The following is a 23,807-nucleotide window of genomic DNA, read 5'->3' as shown; positions in this document are numbered from 1 at the left end:
TACATCAATTTATCTTTCATGTCAACGCTTATTTTTTATTTTTTTCACTTTTTAATGATCTTTTTTATCTTTTCATACTGTAAACGATTACATCCAAGATATCAAACTTTTCTTATCTTTTCATTCCTTATTTCCATATCATCTCTTTTCCGATTACACATCCAATGGCTTATTATCTAATAAAAAATGCCATGCATTCACATGACATTTCTATAATATATGAGTATATAATTTTAAAACTATCAACTATGACAATTATGAATGGTCATAACGGCTCATATACAAAATCTAACATGGCGATATGATTATACTGCTTCTTCCCGCACCTTACCACAGATTGGATAATTCGCACAGCTTGGATTACAAGCCTTCTCAGCAGTCAAGCGTAGTTTAGCAGGTACCAAAGCAGTAATTTCATCATCATCATAACCAACCACAAAACTATTTTCATTAATCATAATCGGACGTTTTAATATAGATGGATTTTTCTGAATGATGCTGACAAGTTCCTTCACGGATAAATCATCTACATCCCGATGCAGTTCCTGAAACGCTTTACTACGCGTTGAGATAATATCTTCCGTTCCATTCTCTGTACGCTGTAATAAATATTTGATTTCATCTTCTTTTAACAACGTCGTGAAAATGTTTTTTTCTATGAATTTCATATCATTATCTTTCAGCCATTGTTTCGCCTTACGGCAGCTGGCACATCCAGGTGAGGTATACAAGATAATCATAAACAACGACCTCCTTTTTCTTTACTCTATCATTATAACGAATTGTTTATTAATAGAAAAGTTATTTTTGGATAATTTTTATTTTTCCCATTCCTTATACTTACCAGCTATCAATACGTTCCATCAATATTTGAAATACCCTAATTCTGAATTTTTTTCTCTTCCTTCACCATATGAACAGCGTTATATCTCTTCTTTTTTTTATATTTTCGCACATTACAACAAAGTTATTAGGCATAGCAAGTAGAATACCTCATGTTTGTGACTATACATGTTCAGAAAAAAATCACGAATCCTAAAGGATGAGAGTTATCTTTATGCTGACTGCTGTAGGCAAAGTATCTGAATTTAATGGTGCAACTAAAAAAGGTAGGCAAAGAAAACACTTCTTGCATCTGTACTATTTTTTATTTAACCTCTTGTCAAGTTTTCTCAATGATAGTATGATATACAGGAAAAGTACATGCGATGAAGAAGGTATAGTAAAATACAGAAACTGTTTATAGAGAACTGATGGTTGGTGTAAATCAGTACAGCCTGCTATTTGAAATGGAACTTTGGAGCATATTCCTTTAAGGAATCGGTGTCACCGTTATCGACAGAGTGATTCATCATAAAGAAGATGAATAAGAAGGCTGGTACCACGCATGCATCATGCGTCCTTATTGGGTACCTTTTTTATTTTAGGAGAGGATATATATTATGAAAAGAATGTTAAGTGGCATTAAACCAACCGGGCGATTAACACTTGGAAATTATATCGGAGCCATCCGTAACTTTGTCGCCTACCAGGATGATTATGAAATGTTTGTTTTCATCGCTAATATGCACGCCATTACAGTTGCCCAAGATAAAGCGGAATTAAAGAAAAATACCAGAGATGTCATTGCCCTGTATCTAGCATGTGGCCTGGATCCTGAGAAAACCACCATTTTCCTGCAGAGTGATGTACATGAACATGCCGAATTGGGTTGGATCATGACTTGTAATTCCTATATGGGAGAATTACAACGCATGACACAATATAAAGATAAGACTGCCAAGGGCGAGACCGGAATAACAGCAGGACTGTTCACATATCCTTCCCTTATGGCTGCGGATATCTTATTATATGATGCTGATTATGTTCCTGTAGGAGTTGACCAAAAACAACATGTCGAGTTAACCAGAAATCTAGCTGAACGCTTCAACAATCGTTATGGAGATACCTTTACCATTCCAGAACCTTTAGTCGCAAAGGTTGGTGCCAAAATTTATTCCTTACAAGATCCAACAAAAAAGATGTCTAAATCTGAAGATAATCCAAAAGGTACGATTGATTTGCTAGATGAGCCTGCAGTTGCACGTAAAAAGATTATGTCAGCTGTTACAGACTCTCTTGGCATCATTCAATATGAACCAGAAAAGCAGCCAGGCATTGCCAATTTACTGACGATTTTATCTTCTTTAAATGGCGAAGAAATTGATCATATCGTAGCTCGTTATGAAGGCAAAGGATATGGAGAATTGAAAAAGGAAGTCGGACAGGCTGTATTTGACTTTTTAACGGAATTGCAAATAAAGTACCATGAAATCATAAAAAGTGGTGCTGCTGAAAAAGTTATTAAAGAAGGTAATGAGAAAGCCAGCTATTTTGCGCATAAAAAATTAATGAAAGTAAAAAAGAAAATCGGTTTCCAGATCTTCTAAATAACCATTTTCCTGCTGTCGTACATGTAAACACCCTAATGTATCATGAAAAGGGGCACATGAGCGACAGCTTTTTTACTGGCATAAAAACAAAAAATATGTATAGAAACAAGCCGTGTATCAAACAAATAGTGAACCAAAAGAAACCCTCTTGTATGCACACAATTTGCAAAAGATGCTAAACACGATGCATTCACCTGTAATAGGTAAATAATAAAGTACACAGCTAGCTGCAACATAAAAAAAGCTGATATTCATATAGGAATATCAGCATGGCTCTATTTACATTTTAATGATTCCCATAAAGAAGCAGGCTAAGACAACAATGCCTAGAACAATACGATAATAGCCAAAGATCTTAAAGTCATGTTTTTTAATATAGCTCATCAAGAAGCGAATAACGATGACAGATACGAGAAAGGCTACGATCATGCCCGTGCATAAGATTGCTAATTCAGCACCAGTAAAGGATAAACCAAATTTCAGCAATTTTAATAAGCTTGCGCCAAACATGACCGGAATTGCTAAAAAGAAGGTAAATTCTGCCGCAATTGTTCGACTGACCCCAATCATCAAGCCGCCTAAAATAGTTGCCCCACTGCGTGAAGTTCCCGGAAAGATAGCTGCAATTAACTGGAACACGCCAATCTTAAGTGCATCTACATAACTTAGTTCCTGCAAACTAGTCACTCTTGCCCGTTTATGACGGTTACGATTTTCAATAATAAGAAAGGCAATACCCACCAACACCAGCATTGTCGCAACGACCACTGATGTATACAGATATTTCTCCAAGATGTCATCAAATGCGATACCAACGATGGCAGCCGGGATACAAGCAACCAAAATTTTGCCCCATAAGTTCATGATATCATAGCGGATAAAAGGACGATTCTTATTTTTAAAGTTAAAAGGAAATATTTTATTCCAATACAGTAAAACGACCGCCAAAATCGCCCCCAGTTGAATGACTACCAAAAAAACATTCCAGAAGTTTTCTGATACTTTCATGGGAAGAATTTCTTCAAACAGGATCATATGGCCGGTAGAGCTGACGGGCAACCATTCTGTAATGCCCTCAAGGATTCCATATAGCGCAGCTTTTAAGATTTCTATAAACATGTTTTTCTCCTTTTAGATTTTTTTCATACTACCGCAAATTGCCATAAAACGCAAGTCGATAGTATCGTTTTTTTATAACGATTTTGTAAGGTTTTTAGGCCTTTTCCAAATATGCCTGCACCATTTCTTTAAACAATGTACCTCTGACCTCATAGTTAGGAAATTGATCATAGCTGGAACATGCCGGCGATAATAAAATGATATCTCCACTTTGGGCCTTGGCGATTGCGGTATGCAATGCCTCTTGCATTGTTTCAACAGTTTCCACATGCGTGAAAATTGGTTTAAATTGCTCTCTAGTTTCACCAAATGCGATACAGCATTTTACCCGATCATCATATTGCTTTAAATCTAGAAAGCTGATGCCTTTATCATGTCCTCCCGCTAACAGTAGGATATTTTTATCAAAGCTGCTTAAAGCTGCGGTAACTGCATGTGTATTTGTTGCTTTACTATCATTATAAAATTTAACCCCATCTTTTTCCCCAATATATTCTAAACGATGTTCGACTGGTTGAAAACTAGCAATCGTCGCTTGAATATCCGCTAAAGACACACCAAGCTTATAGGCCATACAGGCAGCGACCATCGCATTCGATAAATTATAATCACCGACAATAGGAAAACGGCTTTCTTCAAACAGCATGAGATCAACTAGCCATACCTTGCCATCTTTGCGATACAGATCCACATCTTGACGCGTTAATGAAAAATCAATAGTGGTACAAGGAATATTTTTCGCATAGGCAACTACTGTAGGATCGTCGACATTTCTTAAAAACCAGTCCTCTTTTTGACAATTTTCATATATCCGCATCTTGCTTTCATAATATGCTTCAACTGATGGCATATAATCCAAATGATCTGGTGCTAAATTACAGACAACGCTGACCTCTGGTGCAAAAGTTTCAATACCTAACAACTGAAAGTTGCTAAGTTCTAATGCCACATATTTTTCTTCCTCTTCAAAATCATAGGCCAAAGCGGATAATGGAAAGCCAATATTGCCTGCGACAATCGCATTCCCTTTTCTCTGCAGCATTTCATAGAGCATGGTCGTAATCGTGGTTTTGCCATTTGTGCCAGTAATCGCTCCATAATGAAAATGCGATGCATAACGATATCCGATTTCTACTTCGGTTACTATTTTAACTTGATGTTGAACAAAGTAGTTTACAAATGGCACTGTATATTTGATACCGGGATTTTTTACAATAAACGCGTAATCCTCGCGTTTTAATATATCCGGATGACCTTTTTCATAAACTTGGATACCACGTTCTTGCAATTCAGCTTTTTCTTTAATTTCCTGCATATCCGTGATGATGACAGCATAACCATGACGATTTAACAGTTTGGCTACGGCAACACCACTTTTGGCAGCACCGATAACTAATACACTTGGTTTCATATTACAGCACCCCCAGCCATAATCCAACAACCGCAAAGATTAAGCCGATACACCAAAACATCAATACGACATTGGTTTCCTTCATACCACCTAGTTCAAAATGGTGATGCAAGGGAGACATCCGAAATACACGTTTTCCGGTCGCTTTAAAGCTGGTTACCTGAATAACCACACTTAATAATTCCATCACAAAGACTCCGCCAATCAGCACTAACAAAATTTCCTGTTTCAGAATCATCGCACTAGCTGCCAACAAACCGCCAATGGCCAAAGAACCCGTATCACCCATAAAAATTTTGGCAGGATGAATATTAAAGCGTAAATAACCAAGCAAGGCACCACTTACCGCTAATAGAAACATCGCCAGATCATTGTTTTTTTGTAATAAAGCAAAGATGACAAATGGTGCAATGGCAATTAAGGAAGTTCCTGCACATAAGCCATCCAGACCATCTGTTAAATTCACCGCATTACTTTCACATGTAAACATAAAGAAAATCAAGATGAAATATAAGAACCCCAATTCCAGTGTCATATGGAGTACAGGAATCTGAATCGTAGTTTTTGCTATCTGGGTATAAGCAAAATAAAAGATTACTGCTAACACACTTTGCATCAAAAACTTCATGGATGGTTTTAAGCCATCGTTATTCTTCTTTACGACAATTAAGAAATCATCGATAAAGCCAATCAAAGCATATCCTAAATAGGCGAAGACGACAATGAGCATTTCTGGTGTTAGAAAAGCCTTATAGTTTAAGATGGCCATGACCAATATAGGCACTAGGACAAACACGATGCCGCCCATGGTTGGTGTCCCGGTTTTTGCCATATGGCTTTTTGGACCTTCCTTACGCACACTTTGTCCAAATTTAATTTTATGTAGAAACGGAATGAGCTTGGGCATTACCAACAGTGTCAATACCAAGCTACATCCGAATGCAAGTAAATATTTTATTTCCAAAATAGTTCCTCCTTCGCAAAACGTTTTCTTACACAGTCCGCATCATCGAAGGGGTACATCCTGCCTTCCACATCCTGTGTCTTTTCATTCCCTTTTCCAGCGATTACTATTATATCACTTTCTTTTGCTATTTTAATAGTGTATTTTATCGCAAAATAGCGATTTTCTACTACCTCATAATTTTGATAAGTGGTCTTACACATATCCAAAAGGATGGTAGATAGTGATTCATGACGTGGATTATCACTTGTAAAAATCGCCATATCACTATATTTACAAGCTGCATCAGCCATTAGTTTACGTTTGCTGCGATCGCGCTCACCACCACATCCGACGATAATATAGAGCTTTCCTTGACAAATAGACCGTGCGAATTCCATTAATTTTTCCACAGCATCCGGTGTATGTGCATAATCTAATAAGACCGTATGTTTTTTTCCTTTCATCAATTCCATACGCCCACTTACATATGGAAGATCTTGACAGCTGGCAATCAGTTGTTCATAGGTGATATTAAGCATATGGCACAGGGCAATAGCTTCGGTTGTATTATAAACATTCATCTTGCCCAACAAAGGAATAACAAAAGAATATCCATTGATTGTAAAGATGGCGCCTTGTTCACTAAGATGCATATCCTCAATGGTGAAATGGGCAGCATCAAAGCCGATAGTTATAAGTTTAGCATCACTTAAGTGCTGTAATTTCATTAAATAAGGAAAATCCTTGTTTATGATAATAAAGCCATCCTTTTTCAAATAACGGCGTAACTTAAATTTTGTATACATATAATGTGTACGCGTGAAATGATAATCCAAATGATCTTGTGTAATGTTTGTATAAACAATAGCATCATAACTCATAAAACAAATACGATTCTGATCAATTGCATGCGAACTCACTTCCATAACAATATGCGTAAAGCCTTGTTGAATTGCTTCTTTTAGTAGATTAGCTAAAGTGAAAGAGTCCGGTGTAGTGTTTGGAATCGCTTGTATATGTTGATTATCATCTACCTCATGGGTGCCAATGCGAAAGGTTTTTTTCTGTTGTTTCCGTAAGATATGTGTGATGATACAGGCAACACTGGTTTTCCCACTCGTTCCACTGACACCAATCACACACAAGTGTTTACACAAATCACCAAAGTATAATTCAATCAGTGCTTGTGCAATCGCTTCTACATCTTCACACGCATAGACTTGTTCTTTTTCCTGATGAGATGTTGCTTCTACTTTTTGTCCATTTTTTCGCCATTGCCTTTTTTTATCGCATAATACAACTGCGCCTTTTCGTAAAGCATCATCTATATAAGCAGCGCCATCATGGGTAATCCCTTTTCGACAGACAAACAGCCAATCTTTTTTAACTTTGCGACTATCATCACTGACACCTTGCAAGATGCGTGTGTCATCACATGCGATATGAAGCATGCCTAATAGTTCATTTAACCTTGTCATCACCAAGATAGATCCAGACCTCCCCACCTTCTGCCGGAAGGGTCGTTCCATCTACCGGCATTTGTTCAAGTACGGTATCTCCCTCACCAAGAAAAGTGAAGGTCACACCTTCCTGCTGCACATCTTTTTTCTTTTTCCCAACAAAATTTTTAACTTTGATATTTTCAGTCTCTGGCCAAATTAACTTTTTGGGTATCTGTTTTTCCGCTTTTTCCACTTTTAAATAAGGAAGAATATCTTCATAACAAGATTTCGCAATTGGCGCAATGACCGTACCTCCATATAAAATATCATTTTGTGGACTATCGGCAGCAATATATAACACGATTTGAGGATCATCAATAGGTGCTGCGGATAAAAACGATAGAATATAATTACTTGTGGAATATACTCCATTTTCCGCTATCTGTGCTGTTCCAGTCTTACCACCTATCTTATAGCCTTCCATATAGGCAGGTTTTCCTCCCCCATTTGCCACAACGCTTTCTAACGCATAGCGCATAAGTTTACTTGTTTCTTCACTGATTACCTGACGTTTCTTGGTAGGTTTAAATTCTAGTATCGGATCATGGGTAATGGGATCATTAATGCTTTTGGTAATGTATGGTGTATACAAAGTACCACCATTGACAACTGCCGAAAAAGCCGTTACCAATTGAATCGGTGTCACACTCAGTCCCTGGCCAAAAGCAACTGTAGCCTGTTCTAGCTCACCCATCACTTCTTTTTTGAACATAATACCTTTACTTTCCCCCGGCAGATCAATGCCGGTCTTTTGTCCAAAACCAAATTTAGTCACATACTCATATTCCCTATCCAAGCCCATACGTCGTGAAATTTCCACAAAGCCCGGGTTACTTGAGTTTTCTAACACTTGAAGAAAGGTCTGATGCCCATGACCGCCTGCTTTCCAAGATTTAATGCGGGCACCGCCAACCATCTCATACCCCTTATCATCATAAGTGTCTTTAAACATATCATATAATTTCAATTCCAAACCACTTGCGAAAATCACGGATTTGAAAGTAGAACCTGGTTCATAACTTTTCCAAATCGGCAAATTCCGGTTGTAAACATCACTGGAATAATCTTTATAATGATTTGGGTCAAAATCTGGTTTTGATACCATAGCAAGCACTTCTCCTGTTTGCGGATTCATTGCTAATGCCAATGCTGACTTAGGATGATAACGTTTCATCAAATTATTCATTTCTCGTTCCACGATATCCTGAATTTTGGCATCTATTGTCAATTGTACATCCATGCCCCTACCGGGAGCTTCATAAGTTTCCTGATACAGTTCTACTTTATGACCTTTCGCATCAAAAGGAATATTCAATCCTCCACTTTTGGCTGATAAAATATCATTATATTGTAATTCCAAGCCTGCCAGCCCCTGATTATCAATACCGGTAAACCCCAATACCTGAGCCAAATAGTTATTATTCGGATAGTTACGCAAAGAATCTTGTACCAGATAGACACCTTCCAAATCCATGGCCTCTAACTTGCGTGCTTTCTCATCACTAATCAACCGACCTTCTGGTTGGATTTTCTGTGTTGAGACATGTTTCGTAATTTTTGTTTTTATGGTTTTTTCGTCTGCGTTTAACACTTGTGCTAATTGTTTTGCGGTTTCATCAGGATGCTTAATCTGTGCCGGTACGACCATAACCGATGTCGATGGTATATCATGGGCCAATACCTTCCCTTGTTTGTCTAAGATAGAACCCCGCAAACCGGCAACGGTAAAATCACGTTCCCATAAATCCAATGCCTTCTCCATGATATCCGTATGATGAAAGATCTGTTCATAGCCCAGTTTTCCAAGGATGCAGCCAAAAATTACTAGAGCGCATAGAAAGATGATGGAAATCCTTGTTTTGACCTTTCCTCGTATCATACACTCACCTCATTGCAGTGTATGCCTATTTCAGCAAAAACATGTCTTTGTTGTTTTACCTTCTTAACCATATCGCATTTTCATGCACCCTTATGTAACTATGTGCTCTTAGTACCATCTTGCATGATACAGTTCAAAACTTACCAATCCTGCAACAGCATCTATGCTAAACATGATGAAGGTGAAACATAGCCGATAGCCATATTCTTTCTTTATCATTTGTTTCTGTTTCAAACATTAAAAACAGTGATTCCTCTTTTAACGATTTACATAGATAAATCTTTTCCAAAGAGAAATCACTATTTTTTATTTCATCTTGACTTTAATGATCGTATCCTTACTAATGGTTTTCCCCATCTTAACATTCTGAGAATGCACACTGCCGCTTCCTTCCATCTGTACCTCAATATGAGTCAGATTCCAAAAGGCAGTAATATCTTTTTTTGTCCAACCTTTCATATTAGGCATAGCGATTTTCGCCCCATCACTCAGCAAAAACATACGTTGATTACTCATAATAGCATCTCCAGCTTTCGGAAATTGTGCTACGATACTATTTCCATTGCCAATAACAACGGTATCTATATCCATTTCCTTTAATTTCTGTTTTGCATAACGCAATGTGTGATTCACTAAAGATGGCATTGTATACTCTTTCCATTCCACATGATTTTGTTTTTTTGTTTCCTGATTCTGTCCCTCTTCCCCTGTAATGTTTTCCGCAACTAAAGCAGCCTTCATCACTTCTTTAAAAGGATCACCGGAATAGCTTAAATACTCAGAACTTTCAAACGCATAATAAACCATGACTTTAGGATCATCTGCCGGCGCCGCTGCCATAACAGAGTTCGTATAAATATCACCATACTGCCCGTGTTCATTGGCAATCTGTCCAGTACCGGTCTTTGCGACAATAGAAACATCGTCCATCTTATAACGTATATGACCAGTTCCCATTTTATCGTCAATTACCTGTTTCATAAGTTTCTTTACATAATCTGCACTCTTTTTTGAGATTGGCTGTCCTACTTGCTTTGTGTCATACTGTTGAATCGTTTTGCCACTGCTGGCATCAATAATACGTTCCACTACATATGGCCGCACCATCTTGCCATCATTTAAAATTGCTGTATAAGCCTGTGCCATTTGCAAAGCTGTTACAGAAATACCTTGACCAAAACCAGTATTCAGCTTTTCTGAAGCATAAGTAAAGTTCATATTTCCTTTACTGTTTTCCACAAAAGGAATATCAACTTTTTGATTAAATTTAAATTTATTCAATACATAATCCTGATAGATGCTTGGATCCATATATTTAGTAAGCAGTTCACATATAGCGATATTACTGGATACAATAAAACCTTTATCAAATGAAATCGTGCCATAATTCTTGTTTAATGCATCATAAATCGGCTGAATACCGCCTACTTTTGTAGCACTTCGATAAATTTTTCCTTTTTCATCTGTACCAAAATAAAAGACCCCACTATCATATTTTTTATTATATGGATAATTACCGCTATCTAATGCGGCTGCGTAAGTAATGCCTTTCATAACCGAACCTGGTTCATATAAGTATTGACTTGGTACATCCAGATAATCTTTTATATCGCGCTTATTTAAGTCAAAACTCGGTAAACCAGCCCAGCCTAGCACCTTACCTGTTTCCACTTCCATGACCAGTCCCCAACCACGATCGGCTTTAACTTCTTTCATCGTTTTTTTCAGACTGCTTTGTAAAGCAAGTTGTACATTGCGATCTAGGGTAAGATACACATCATTTCCATTCTTCGCATATTTTTTCGTATATTTTGTTCCTGGTAAAATATTGCCATTGGCATCTTTTTGGTAAACCTCTATACCGTCTTCTCCTTGTAAAAAAGTATTCAACGATTTTTCCAATCCCATCTGTCCTTCGATTTGACCGCTTTGTTCATTATATTGTGCATAACCGATTAAATGCGAAGCAAATGTGCCCGTAGGATAACTGCGTTCCACTGACTTGGTAAATGTAATACCAGGTAATTCTAATGCTTCAATGCTCTCTTTTACACTTTTGGAAAGATTTTTTCCTTTTGTTCCTAGTTCAGTCTGATATTGTTTATTATCAATTGCATTTTGTAAGATATCACGTATAGAATCTTCCTTCATATCTAGCTTTGGTGCTAGTAAACGCGCCGTCTTATCCACATTTTTTACATATGCCGGCACATTGCCGATTCCTTTGCGACTTTTATCCAAAATCGCAACAAGCGTATAGGTATCTTCATCCTGTGCGATTACTTCTCCACCGCGATCATAAATCGTTCCCCGGTTTCCTTTTAATACCGTTGTGTTAGAGATATCGGGTTCTTTAAAATCTTTTACATTGACACCACTACGAAAATGCTTCTGCGTCACCATAGTAAAAAGCACATTTGATAAAATGAGTGTTGCTATTACCATCATGATGATCAGCAATCCTGCCAATGTACGATTACTTCTTCTAGGATTCATAGTCATCCACCTTTACTCATTGTTCTTCTTGTCCTCATCCCCCATGACAACGACCTGATCCTGATTCGTTTTAATGCCATCTTTTTCTGCCATGCCTAATACACGTTCACGATTTTCTAATTTATTTACTTCGTTTTCTAGACTACTAACAGTTTCTTTTAAGGTTGTTGCTTTTTCTTCTACCTTACTAGCTTCAATGGAAAGGTTATAGTTATACGATTTCAATCCAATACGCGCACCTAAAAATAACAGCACTGCCAGTGTCAACAGCAGTGTTGCCACACCTTCGATACGGAATCTTCTTTTACGTTTTACTAATTTCGCCTTTGCCATTGTTACTTACCTTATCCTTTCTATAATTCTTAATTTCGCTGAATGACTGCGGTTGTTCTCCATCAGTTCTTCTTCTTGCGCGGTAATTGGTTTTTTGTTGATGAGTTTATAGGGCGCTTCTTCCATATCACTTGGTAAGATAGGAATGCGCTTGTCATATTGCTTAGGACGACTTGCTGTTTGGAAAGCCTCTTTTACGATACGATCTTCCAACGACTGAAAACTGATCACGCAAATTCGTCCATGAGGATTCAGCATTTGCAAGGCCTCTTGCAACACTTCTTCTAATTCCCGTAATTCATCGTTTACGGCAATCCGTATCGCTTGAAACACCTTTTTCGCAGGATGTCCTTTCTTATTCAGTACCTTTGCCGGAAGTGATGCCTTAATAACATCTACCAATTCAAAGGTTGTACGAATTGGTTTATCTATGCGTTTCTTTTCAATATTGCGCGCAATCTGTTTAGCAAACGTCTCTTCTCCATAGGTATAAAAAATCTTTACTAAATCTTGATAGCTCCAAGTGTTTACGATCTCATAAGCATTTAATGCCTGACTTTGATCCATTCGCATATCCAATGGAGCATCAAAACGATAAGAAAAGCCGCGTTCTGCTTCATCGAATTGGGGAGAACTTACTCCTAAATCTAGTACCAAACCATCAATTCTATTTACACCATAAGCCGAAAGTTCTTCTTTCAGATGAGAGAATGGGCTATGGATGCATGTGAAGTTATCTGCCACCTGCAATAGTCTTGGTGTCGATTCTTCAATCGCACTGGCATCACGGTCAAATGCATATAAATGACCGTCAGGAATTTGTTTCAAGATCTCACAACTGTGTCCTCCTCGACCCAGCGTTCCATCCACATAAATGCCATCATGTTGTATATGTAGTCCTTCTATGCTTTCCTGCAGCAAGACACTGTAATGTTTGTTCATAATAGAAACTCCGTAAGATTTTCCGCAATCTCTTCAAATGCAGCATCACCATCTTCATCCAGTGGTTCCCAGCGCTCTTTGGACCAGATTTCCACATGGTTAGCAGCACCGATGATACGGCATTCTTTTGTCAGATCCGCAAGTTTGATTAATGAGGATGGGATTAAGATCCTTCCCTGTGCATCAATTTCACATTCTGCCGCTTTGCTTGTCATCATACGTACAAACATGCGGGCATCTTTCTTGGTGGATGGCAATTTCATCAGCTGTTCATAAATGAGCTGCCATTGTTCCTTTGTATAAATACTTAAGCAGCCGTCTAAACCGCGTGTGATGATGAGCGTATCGCCAAGTTCTTCACGGAATTTTGCCGGAATGATGATACGCCCTTTTTTATCAATATTGTGTGCGTATTCACCCATGAACATGACGTTTACCTCCACTTTCCACCACTTTGTGCTACTTTACTCCACCAGTATATCGCTTTTTATGCTATTTGTATAGATAATTTCTAACTTTTATTTGTCGCTTTTTTACAAATGCTTACAAAATCTCCTTTCTTTCCAGTTTTTTCTGAGTATCTTATGTGGCATATAAGTTGAAATACGCAAGAAGCAGATGAATTCCCTCTTACATCATTTGTAAAACGAATTGCTTCTCAACAACATTTCTGTTTTTCTTATGCTTAACGCCGCAAAAAAAAGCCATGGTGTTCCATGACTTTATCATTTTATTTCATTTCATCTTTTTTCTCCGACAAAACGATTTAGGAAAAAAAGTAATATTATATTTCATCAGCAATGCATAAGCAAATCCACACAACGCCAAATTGACAAGGTATAAGGTATATAGAAAACAGCAAAAGGTAGGATGTAAGCAAGACATCATGTAACACCTCATAGGTCATAAAATTAATGCTTCCTACAATCCATAACATCGATATATACAGAAAACGACTAAGTTTTATTCGTTTTCTAAGTAACAACCATTACGATAACTTTCTAGTACATAATTTTTCTAAAGCATGTTGCACATAAGGAGCATCCTCATCATTGATCAAAGCCATTAATGTATCTCCGGTAAATAAGACAGTATCTCCCTTAGGAATAATTTCGGCATTTCCTCGATGAATGCTGATAATCAGACATTTGCCCGGCCAGGCAATATCACTGACCTTTTTCTCACATACCTCGCTGCCGATTTCAATTGCGGCTTCAACAATATGTTTCTTTCCTTGAAACGCATCTAAATTCACACCATTCTTCCATAAAAGCTTATGCAATAAACTTTCATAAATGGGATCACAATTCAATATATTGGCCGTTAAGTAAGCACATAAGGAAACTAGCGCTAAAGGTAATAAATGCGTCAAAGTGCCACTCATTTCCGCAATCAAAATAATACCGGTAATCGGTGCTCGTACGATTGCCGCAAAGAAAGCAGCCATGGCCATGATAATAAAGTTTGCCAGATACATCTCAGGAATCTGAAAATACTGTATGGCGATAAGGCCATAAATGGCTCCTACAAAACTGCCGAGCACCAACAATGGGAAAAAGATGCCACCGGGTGCTCCACTGCCAAAGCTAGCTAAAGAAAAGATAAATTTTACTACCAGCAATAAAATCAAGGTTTTTAAGAGCAATGGCTCTTTTCCACTTAACATCTCGATCATCGTATGCCCACTGCCTAACACTTCAGGAAGGATGAGCATAAGCACACCGGCAATCATTAAAGGAATCAAAACACGATAATGGGCTTTTAGTCTTGGCACTTTTTCATACCAATCCTGAAACTTTAACGTCATCTTATTATATAGGACACCACATAAACCACAAATGATGCCTAACAACAGAATGCTTCCATAATAGCCTAATGGTAAAGTTTCTGTGACTACAAAATGAAATGCCGGTTCTAAGCCAAACACATATTGTGATAGAAAATCACCGGTAACACTGGCACACATGACCGAAACTAAAACAGAAACGGAAAAGTTTTTATGTACCTCTTCCAAGGCAAACATGACACCTGCCAAAGGCGCATTAAATGCCGCACTAAGTCCTGCCGCTGCACCACAAGTCAATAATAATTTTTCTTCCATCTTTACACGATGAAAGATACGTGACATACCCTTGCCACCCATAGCTCCTAATTGAATACTTGGCCCTTCTCGCCCTAATGATAACCCTCCAAAAGCGCATAAGGTCCCAGCAACAATTTTATAAGGCAATATTTTATACCATTTTTGATCAAGAAACGAAATGATTTCTCCTTCCACCTGAGGGATACCACTTCCTGAAATCAATGGTTCTTGTTTTAGGCACCAGCCAATCAAAACACCAAGCACTAACAAAAAGAGAAACCACCCTATAATATAGAGAAGGTTATCCCAAATCACGGATGCCATAAAGGCAATAAACTGTTCCGCATAGCCTAATAGCAAACGATAGATAATGGCGATCAATCCGGCAAGTAATCCACAAGCCAAGCCTTCCATGATCAACACATATTTAAAATTTCCTTCACTCTCTAAAATATGACGAGTACTGCCCTTCTCCTTTTTCATGTTACTCCCTCTTTCCAATTACATAAAAAGTATAGCATTATCTTTACATAGTGACAAATACAAATCTTTTTCTCCTATGCAATGTGCTTTAGGAACACATATCTCATAAAACTTTTCCTTATCATCAAAAAAGACTTATCCCACACACTTTGATTCGATCATATGTGGCGATAAGCCTTTTCTATGATTTTCCTGTTGTTGCTTGTTTCTAATCGTATATGATTCAGCTTTTTAAAATAAGGACATCTGATTTTCTTCCTGTAAGCCTTCTAAAACCCCCATCGACTCCAGTTTCTTAATCAGCGTACCACTCAAGGCGGTTCTTCGCTGTAAATCCTCTTTGGATAAGAATGCCCCATTCTTGCGAGCTTCCACAACAGTATCCGCAACACTTTCTCCCAAGCCATCAATACTGGTGAAAGGAGGAATAATGTAGTTAGGTCGTTCTGGATCGACAATAAAATCACGACTGGCGGAACGCATTAAATCAATATTAGCGAAATAATAACCACGCAATGTCATTTCCAATGCCAGCTCTAAAGTATTATAAGTATCCTTATCCTTCTTGGTGACATCCTTTTTCTGCGCGTTGTCATGCAACTTAAAGTCAATTTCCTGCATCTTTTTACGAATGGATTGTTCTCCCTTGATCATTGTTTCAATATCATATGCATCACAACGAATACTAAAGAACATACAGTAGTAATATTGCGGTTCATGCACCTTAAACCAAGCAATGCGGATGGCCATCATGACATAGGCAACGGCATGGGCTTTCGGGAACATGTATTTGATCTTTTTACAAGATTCAATATACCAGTCTTCCACCCCGTTTTCTTTCATCTCCGGTATCCATTCATCCTTCAGTCCTTTTCCTTTACGAACACTTTCCATGATCGTAAAGGCCAGTTTTGGACGCAAGCCCTTGTGCAATAAATACACCATGATGTCATCACGACATCCGATTACGCTCTTTAATGTACAAATACCATCATCAATCAGATCCTTGGCATTGCCTAACCATACATCTGTACCATGAGATAAACCGGATATTTTCAATAACTCATCAAATGTGGTTGGACGTGTTAACTCCAGAATTCCACGAACAAACGGTGTACCGAACTCCGGTAAGCCGGCAGCTCCAGTTTCTTCGGTATTCTTACTAGTATCTATTTTTAACGCATCCACCTTAGAGAAAATGCTCATGGTTTCCGGATCGTTCATAGGAATGGTCGTTACATCAATTCCACTCATACGCTCCAACATCTTCATCGCTGTAGGATCCACATGACCAAGGATATCAAATTTCAAGATATTATCATGAATCTGATGGAAGTCAAAATGCGTCGTCTTCCATTCCGCATACGGGTCATTGGCAGGATATTGTACCGGTGTAAAATCATGCACATCTAAATCCAATGGGACGACGACGATGCCACCTGGATGTTGACCGGTCGTTCGTTTGACGCCTTCACAACCTTTTGCTAAACGCAAGATCTGGGCATTGCGCATACTGCCTTCAATTCCCATCTCTTCCTCATAGCCTTTCACATAACCAAACGCCGTTTTTTCGGCTACCGTACCAATCGTACCGGCACGATATACATGGTCTTCACCAAACACTTCTTTGGTATAGGCATGGGCATTGGGCTGATAATCACCGGAGAAATTCAAGTCGATATCCGGCACCTTATCACCTTCAAAACCTAAGAAGGTTTCAAAAGGAATATCGTGTCCATCACCGCGAATTGTTTCTCCACAATTCGGACATTCAATATCTGGTAAATCATAGCCATTTAACACACTGCCATCGGTAAAGAACTTTACATAATGGCATTTCGGGCAGACATAATGAGGTGCTAAAGGATTTACCTCAGTAATCTCTGACATCGTAGCGACAAAGCTAGATCCTACCGAACCTCGCGAACCTACCAGATATCCATCATCCAAGCTCTTCTTTACCAATAAATGAGAAATATAGTAAACCACATAATAACCGGCGCCGATGATACTATCCAATTCTCGATTTAAGCGTTTCTCCACGATATCCGGTAAGACAGGTCCATATTTCTTATGGGCATTTTCAAAACAAATTTCTCTTAGCTTTTGATCAGAACCTTCAATATCCGGTGGATATAAAGCATCCTTGACCGGACGTATCACTTCAATCTGATCCGCTATCGCCTTGGTATTCTTAATGACCATATCATAAGCACGCTGTTGGCCCAACCAAGCATATTCTTTTAACATTTCATCCGTGGTACGCAAATGCTGATCCGGGCTTTTAAACTTGCGGCGACGTTCCTGATTGTAAATATATAAGGCATGACGCATACCGCCAATCGCCTGAGAATTGATATAAATGTCACGAATCAGCTTTTCATTAGGATGCACATAATGCGCATCACTGGTTGCCACGACGATTTTTCCCATCTCTTCTGCCTTTTCCACGATGGACATTAAGATTTCTTTTAACCGCGCTTCATCTACGATGGAATTGCGTTCTACTAAGAAACGATAGTTGGCAAGTGGCTGTATTTCGATGTAGTCATAAAACTGCATGACCTCTGCTAACTCTTTTTCACTGCGCGTCTGGGCCATGTCGAAAACTTCCCCATTCACACAGGAAGAGCCGATCAATAAATTGCCGTTCATCCGGCGCTTTTCTATTTCTTTACGAATGATGCGCGGTTCTGCGACAACATTTGCTGTACTTTTACGATTATAGCTTAAATATTCCGTATGCGAGAGTGTAATCAGCTCAAACAATTCCTTTAAACCTGCCATGTTTTTCGCAAGGATAGTCACATGCTTATCTCTGACTTTATTAAAACAATCAGGATCTTGCATATCTTGTAACTGTTTCAAGGTTTTGATATGCTTTAGATCATTTAACATATGCATAAAGACCTGAGCCAACACTTCAGCATCATAATCAGCACGATGGGCTACATCTTCATCATAGCGAATACCATACTGACGTGCCAGATTGCCCAAGCGATAACCTTTGCGATCCATCATACTGCGGGCCAGATCCAAGGTATCAATGACCGGATTCATTAATGGCTTACGACCGATACGTTCTAATTCCGCATTTAAGAAGCCATAGTCAAAGCTGGCATTGTGGGCAACTAAGATACTATCACCGATAAATTCCAGAATCTCATCGACACATTCCGCAAACGGTTTGGCATTCTTCATGTTTTCTTCTGAAATATTGGTTAATTCAGTTGTGAATGCACTTAAGGCAATCGGTGGTTTGACAAACAGCTGTAAGCTTTTTATGCAGGTGCGATCTTTCATGATCTGCCCGCCAAACTCAATGATATGATCAAAGCGCGAAGATAAACCGGTCGTTTCTAAGTCGAATACACAATAGGTTCCCTTTTCCAGTTCCGTGTCATCCCCATTGCGCACGATCTGTAACATAGGGTCAACCATATTCATTTCCACACCATATAAGATCTTCATCGGTGTTTCACGTTTCTTGTTAATGCCATCAACCACCGTCTGTGCAGTAGGAAATGCCTGAACAACACGATGATCAGTCAACGCAATCGCATCCCAGCCCCATTCATTCGCTGTTTTGATATACTCGCTGATATCACATACCCCATCCATTTCAGATAGCTTCGTATGTACGTGTAACTCTACACGCTTTTCTTCTGCTTCATCCACACGTTTGACTTCAGGTACCTTCTGGATCACATCCGGCATAAAGACCAGTTCACGAGAATAGGAATCAAACTCCACTCGTCCATATGCAACGACACAATCTCCGGCACCGATTTCATTAAGAACTTCCTTTGTGATAGAACCACGTTCAAAACGCTTCATGATGATGGCATCATCGTCATCCGCAATCCACAGTGTCTGAATATCCTTGCCATTTCGTAAAGTTCTTACTTCACTGTCAAAGATCTTCCCATGGATGCGAATATCATGACATTCTTCGCTAATATCATGAATGGAAAAGGGCACATACCCATCTAAGCCCTTTTTCTTTTTAGGTTTAAAGCTATAGGCTTTTTTCTCTTCATATACTTGTGTCGGCTTAGGCGCTTCCTCTTTCATCTTCACCGTTGGAATCTTTACGCTGACCTTCATTTCTTCAACCGTAATTGCCAATTGGAAGCCACAGTTTTTCAAAAACTCTTCAAGCAGATGTTTATTTTGAATTGCGATATCACGATCAGTTTCATTCGCAATATGATAAATCAGATACTTTTTCTCTAAGGATGGCAGACTGTCCTGAAAAATACGCAACGTTGGATGCAGACTGACAAAGTGCTGGATATATTCACTTACTTCTAAGATCGACGTATCACTGTTTTCTACGGTAAGATATACTTCGGTTTTACAACGAGTAATTTTTGCTAAACGCATACAAAAAACATGCCATACCTGAAAAGGCAATAGCTTAGGTAAGGCCAATTCCATATGCAAAACATTGCTGCGCTTGCGATATACCGGTTTCATGTTAAAAGAGCCTTGTTCAAAATAGACAAGATCGGGATTATCCTCTTCCATTTTCTTTACTAAATCAATCAGTTTCAGTTCCATCCAATTCCTCATTTCTTACGTTTCTTATGATATCATAAATCGTTCTTTAGCAAAAGTAAAAAGGCAAAGGATTTCGATTTTCATATTTTCACATAAAATAAAAACAGCCTCATTTTTATAAGCTGCTTTCTTTGTGATGAAGATGGTACATTCCTCTATAATATCAGGGTTTTTTCTTGATGATGATGGAAACACTCCCACTTACATCTTTATAATTGGGATTGGTAATTTTGTAATAAACCTTTGTTGTACCTACGCTTGTGCGTGTAGGTTTTATCTTCGACCATTTTTTCTTTGTATTGCTACGATAGTAGATTGTTGAATGGGGTTTTATCTGCGTCATACAAAGAGTATGCTTTTTATGGTCATAGCTGCCATTATATCCTTTTATCTTTGGCTTTTGCGTAGCTTTCGATACTGTGATATTGGCTTTGCCGGTGATTGTCTTTCTTGCATTAGGATTGCTAATTTTATAATACACGCTTGTCGTGCCAACGTTCGTTCTCATTGGCTTTTCCTTTGTCCAATCCTTTTTTAAGCTGGTGCGATAATATATGGTTGAGCCTGGTAGTGTTTTTGTGATAGAAATCGTATGTTTCTTTTCATCATATGTATGTTTATAATCATTGATACGCGCTTTGCAATTCGCTTTATGTACGATGATCTCTGCACTGCCATACATATCTTGCGCATAATGTGGATTCATCACATGATAGTAAACCATTGTTGTACCTGCATTTGTTCTAGTTGGTTTCTTTGAAGACCATCCACTCTTGGTACTGGTACGATAGGTAATCGTAGAGCCTGCAGGTACATTTTGTAATGAGATACTGTGTGCTTTCCCATCATAACTACCTTTATACGCATTTACGTTAACAGGCAATGTGATTCCGCCTTTTTGTATCCTAAAGCTCTGTGAGGTCGTCAAGGCTATCCTGTTTATTTGTATCGGCGTTGTTCTTTCTGCTTTTTCTCCTTTTACCCCGCATACAGCATAAGCTGTATCACTAGGCTGTAATGCATAACCTTTTTTTAACTTTCGAAGAAAAAATGCCTGATTCTTTGTATCATCTATGTTTGTAAAAAATAAATCTACATTATTTTTTTGTCGCATAGAGGTCAGTAATTCTTTAGTTTTCGTATCTTTTATCGTATAGCTGCCATCTTTTTGACGTATAAATTCGTATATTCCTTTGTCATCATTGGTCGCTGTTTCCAGCATTGCCGTATGGTTAACATTTTTTACATAGATATCACCAAATGCAATTTGGGCATAAAAATGCGTTCCTAGATTTTGCTTTGTCCCCATCAGATGATATGCTGCCGGATTCACTCCCACCGTATTAGAAACACTAGCAAAGTCATTATGTTGTGCATGTACTCTTACCCAGTAAGGTTGATCGGCAAATGCTTTGGTGAAGGTGAGTTTGCTTGTAACAAATTCGTCAGTTAATTCACATTCCGCATCATGACATACATCAATCTGATAAGTAGTAGCATCGGCTATTTTGTCCCATTGAAAAGTGTAATTCATCCCTGAACGGCTAACCCTTAGCTTCGGTTTAGCAAGATTGACGGCAGGTGTAAAATCGTGCAAATAGAGAAAGCCTTGAAATCCCGGATAATACGTTTTTAGATATGCGAAGGTATTGGTCTGTGTGTAAAAGGCTTCCCCACCATAACTGGAATTGGAAATGGTCAGATATTCTCCTTCAATTTTTTCCACAATAGCCACATGACCTCCCCAATCTCCATTCCAACACATCACACTGCCAACCTTAGGTATAGAACCATACGCATAATAATGATGTTTTGTATTGTAATCGTACCATTCTTTCGCCATCCCGGTAGATAATTGTGGGGGTTCTCCTAATATTTCATAGGCTCTTCCCCACGCATATGCCGTACAATTGGGCATACCATAATCATATTTATAATATATATTTTGATCCGAATAATAATGAAAATCACTTTTTGAAGGTGCGCTGCTGCGAGCAAAGAAATAGGTCTTCGCTTTCAGCTGATATGTACCATTAACAAAGCTTGTTAAAACAGCTAAGGTGATTGCCAAGAATGAAACGATGAATTTCTTTAAAAAGCGCATACGTCCACTTCCTTTTATGTGTCTATTATATCAGTTTCCACCGCGAAATAACATATGTGTCACATCAAATGATGGACATTTGTATTTTGATGTTATCTTTCACAAGAAAAAAGGCCAGTGTTTTTCTGGCCTTTCATCACACATTTGTCAAATATTTATATTCCATCTTATTATCCATATCCGCAACCACTAGGATATATTTTCCAGACTCCTGATGCATCTTTTACTAACATGATCTGCCATTCAGGATATTCACTGTTTTTATTTAATGTATCACTGCTAAAGTTGCCGGTTTTATAATCCATGAAAAACAAAAGGGTATCTGCTTTTGTATAGTACTCTCCATGTTCTTTTGATTGTTTATCCCCGGCATACACCAAACGTTCCATCGTACAATCTTCAAATGATCGTACAAAATCTTTTTTTATGACGTTTACCGCTTCTTCAAGTTCTAGTCTGGAATACTTTGTGGAAACTCCATAGTCGATCTCTACATCGTTGCTGATGGTTCCTTTACAGCCTGTGAAGATAACACAAAGCACAACACTCAACATAATAATACGGAATCGTTTCATACCCTTCCACCTTCCTTCTTCTTTATGATACCAAAAATCTATCTTTCATATCTTAATAAATCCTAAAGTATTTCTATTTATTCTGTAAGAAAAGAAGAGACAATTCATCTTGCCTCTTCAAGTTCATTTATTCTTCTACATACTTTCTTTTCTTGCGCAATACTGCTAAGACAGCTCCACTTAAGATAACCATGATACCTGCTGTTTGTGCCTGCGAAGTATCCCCTGTTTTAGGCGTATCTGTTTTGTCTGTTGTGTTAACTGGCTCTTTTTTGTGTTGCTCAATTGCTTTCAACTGTTGTAATGCTGTCACAAGTGTTTCATATGCTTGTTGAATTTCAACTTTTGTTGCATCTTTCTTTTGTAAGATGTTTTTAGCATCTTTTAATGCTTTTTCAAATGTTTTCCAAGATGCAGCGGTATAAGCACTTTCTTTTTTCTTTTCAGCTTTTTCAACTAAGTTTTGTAAAATCGCTTTGGCACTAGTTTGACTAACTGCCTCTAAGGATTGAATTGCTTTTTGAATATTCTTTACTTGTACTTTCACATCATCTTGACTTGCTGCAGCGTCAGCATAAACTTTTTCGGCTGCTTTGATCGCTTTCTGTAGCTTCGCATAGCTTGCACTTGTAAAGCCCTCTGCCTGTATAGCTTTGGCTTCATCTAATGCATTTTTCAGTTCTGCTTTGTCTACAACAATTGGTGTTTCTTCTTTTTTCAAAGCCGAAATAGCTTTTTCAATTGCTGTTACCTGTGCATTTACAGCATCCTGTGTTGCCTTATCATCGGCATAAACTTTTTCAGCTGCCTTGATTGCTTCTTGTAGTTTCGCATAGCTTGCACTTGTGTAGCCATCTGCTTGTATAGCTTTGGCTTTATCTAATGCTTTTTTCAGTTCTGCTTTATCTACAACAATTGGTTTTTCTTCCTTTTCCAAAG

The 23,807-nt window shown here is 38.3% G+C and carries 16 protein-coding genes and 1 other annotated feature; of the genes, 1 reads left to right on the top strand and 15 read right to left on the bottom strand.

Annotated elements, in window-relative coordinates:
- Positions 1-305: 305 nt before the first annotated feature.
- On the bottom strand, positions 306-740 hold the full coding sequence (gene spx, locus LI241_RS13570) for a transcriptional regulator Spx (RefSeq protein ID WP_008687546.1): 435 nt from the start codon (positions 738-740) through the stop codon (positions 306-308).
- Between the two features lie 459 nt (positions 741-1,199).
- Positions 1,200-1,407: a binding site (T-box leader), on the top strand.
- A 35-nt stretch (positions 1,408-1,442) separates the two neighbouring features.
- Between spx and trpS the strand changes: the two genes are divergently transcribed.
- The gene (trpS, locus tag LI241_RS13565; RefSeq protein WP_008687545.1) at positions 1,443-2,429 is read left to right on the top strand and encodes a tryptophan--tRNA ligase; all 987 of its coding nucleotides are present in this window, start codon (positions 1,443-1,445) and stop codon (positions 2,427-2,429) included.
- A gap of 282 nt (positions 2,430-2,711) precedes the next feature.
- Here the strand turns inward: trpS and LI241_RS13560 are convergent, their stop codons facing one another.
- The 14 genes from LI241_RS13560 to LI241_RS13495 all read right to left on the bottom strand — a co-directional run.
- Positions 2,712-3,551, bottom strand: coding sequence for an undecaprenyl-diphosphate phosphatase (locus LI241_RS13560; RefSeq protein ID WP_008687543.1), 840 nt, complete (start codon positions 3,549-3,551; stop codon positions 2,712-2,714).
- A 94-nt stretch (positions 3,552-3,645) separates the two neighbouring features.
- Complete coding sequence (murD, locus tag LI241_RS13555; protein WP_008687541.1) at positions 3,646-4,962, bottom strand: UDP-N-acetylmuramoyl-L-alanine--D-glutamate ligase; 1,317 nt, start codon at positions 4,960-4,962, stop codon at positions 3,646-3,648.
- A 1-nt stretch (position 4,963) separates the two neighbouring features.
- A complete protein-coding gene (gene mraY / locus LI241_RS13550) occupies positions 4,964-5,926 on the bottom strand; it encodes a phospho-N-acetylmuramoyl-pentapeptide-transferase (RefSeq protein WP_008687540.1) in 963 nt (320 codons plus the stop codon).
- Positions 5,917-7,386 carry a UDP-N-acetylmuramoyl-L-alanyl-D-glutamate--2,6-diaminopimelate ligase gene (locus tag LI241_RS13545; protein ID WP_008687538.1) on the bottom strand — a complete coding sequence of 490 codons (1,470 nt, stop codon included), beginning with the start codon at positions 7,384-7,386 and terminating at the stop codon, positions 5,917-5,919. The genes mraY and LI241_RS13545 overlap by 10 nt, the downstream gene beginning before the upstream one ends.
- Complete coding sequence (locus tag LI241_RS13540) at positions 7,370-9,289, bottom strand: penicillin-binding transpeptidase domain-containing protein (protein ID WP_008687536.1); 1,920 nt, start codon at positions 9,287-9,289, stop codon at positions 7,370-7,372. The genes LI241_RS13545 and LI241_RS13540 overlap by 17 nt, the downstream gene beginning before the upstream one ends.
- Positions 9,290-9,595: 306 nt before the next feature.
- The gene (locus LI241_RS13535; protein ID WP_008687534.1) at positions 9,596-11,785 is read right to left on the bottom strand and encodes a penicillin-binding protein; all 2,190 of its coding nucleotides are present in this window, start codon (positions 11,783-11,785) and stop codon (positions 9,596-9,598) included.
- Between the two features lie 12 nt (positions 11,786-11,797).
- Positions 11,798-12,118 (bottom strand): hypothetical protein, encoded by a 321-nt coding sequence (locus LI241_RS13530; protein WP_008687532.1) that lies wholly within the window; start codon positions 12,116-12,118, stop codon positions 11,798-11,800.
- A 6-nt stretch (positions 12,119-12,124) separates the two neighbouring features.
- Entirely contained in the window at positions 12,125-13,060 is a 936-nt protein-coding gene (rsmH, locus tag LI241_RS13525; protein ID WP_008687530.1) for a 16S rRNA (cytosine(1402)-N(4))-methyltransferase RsmH, read from the bottom strand.
- Entirely contained in the window at positions 13,057-13,488 is a 432-nt protein-coding gene (mraZ, locus tag LI241_RS13520; protein ID WP_008687528.1) for a division/cell wall cluster transcriptional repressor MraZ, read from the bottom strand. The genes rsmH and mraZ overlap by 4 nt, the downstream gene beginning before the upstream one ends.
- Before the next feature lie 560 nt (positions 13,489-14,048).
- Positions 14,049-15,626, bottom strand: a complete 1,578-nt coding sequence (locus tag LI241_RS13515; RefSeq protein ID WP_008687527.1) for a ClC family H(+)/Cl(-) exchange transporter — start codon at positions 15,624-15,626, stop codon at positions 14,049-14,051.
- A 231-nt stretch (positions 15,627-15,857) separates the two neighbouring features.
- Positions 15,858-20,189, bottom strand: a complete 4,332-nt coding sequence (locus LI241_RS13510; RefSeq protein ID WP_008687524.1) for a PolC-type DNA polymerase III — start codon at positions 20,187-20,189, stop codon at positions 15,858-15,860.
- A 163-nt stretch (positions 20,190-20,352) separates the two neighbouring features.
- Positions 20,353-22,293, bottom strand: coding sequence for a CHAP domain-containing protein (locus tag LI241_RS13505; protein WP_008687522.1), 1,941 nt, complete (start codon positions 22,291-22,293; stop codon positions 20,353-20,355).
- Between the two features lie 170 nt (positions 22,294-22,463).
- Positions 22,464-22,868 carry a hypothetical protein gene (locus tag LI241_RS13500; protein WP_008687520.1) on the bottom strand — a complete coding sequence of 135 codons (405 nt, stop codon included), beginning with the start codon at positions 22,866-22,868 and terminating at the stop codon, positions 22,464-22,466.
- Between the two features lie 127 nt (positions 22,869-22,995).
- A partial coding sequence (locus LI241_RS13495; protein WP_227161082.1) for an LPXTG cell wall anchor domain-containing protein occupies positions 22,996-23,807 on the bottom strand: 812 nt, incomplete at its 5' end.

Origin of the sequence: Longicatena sp. 210702-DFI.1.196 (genome assembly GCF_020563125.1) — a bacterium.
In the GTDB taxonomy this organism is placed as follows: Bacteria; Bacillota_I; Bacilli_A; order Erysipelotrichales; family Erysipelotrichaceae; genus Longicatena; species Longicatena caecimuris.
The sequence above is the reverse complement of the archived record's forward strand: the minus strand, read 5'-3'. Positions and strand labels throughout refer to the sequence as shown.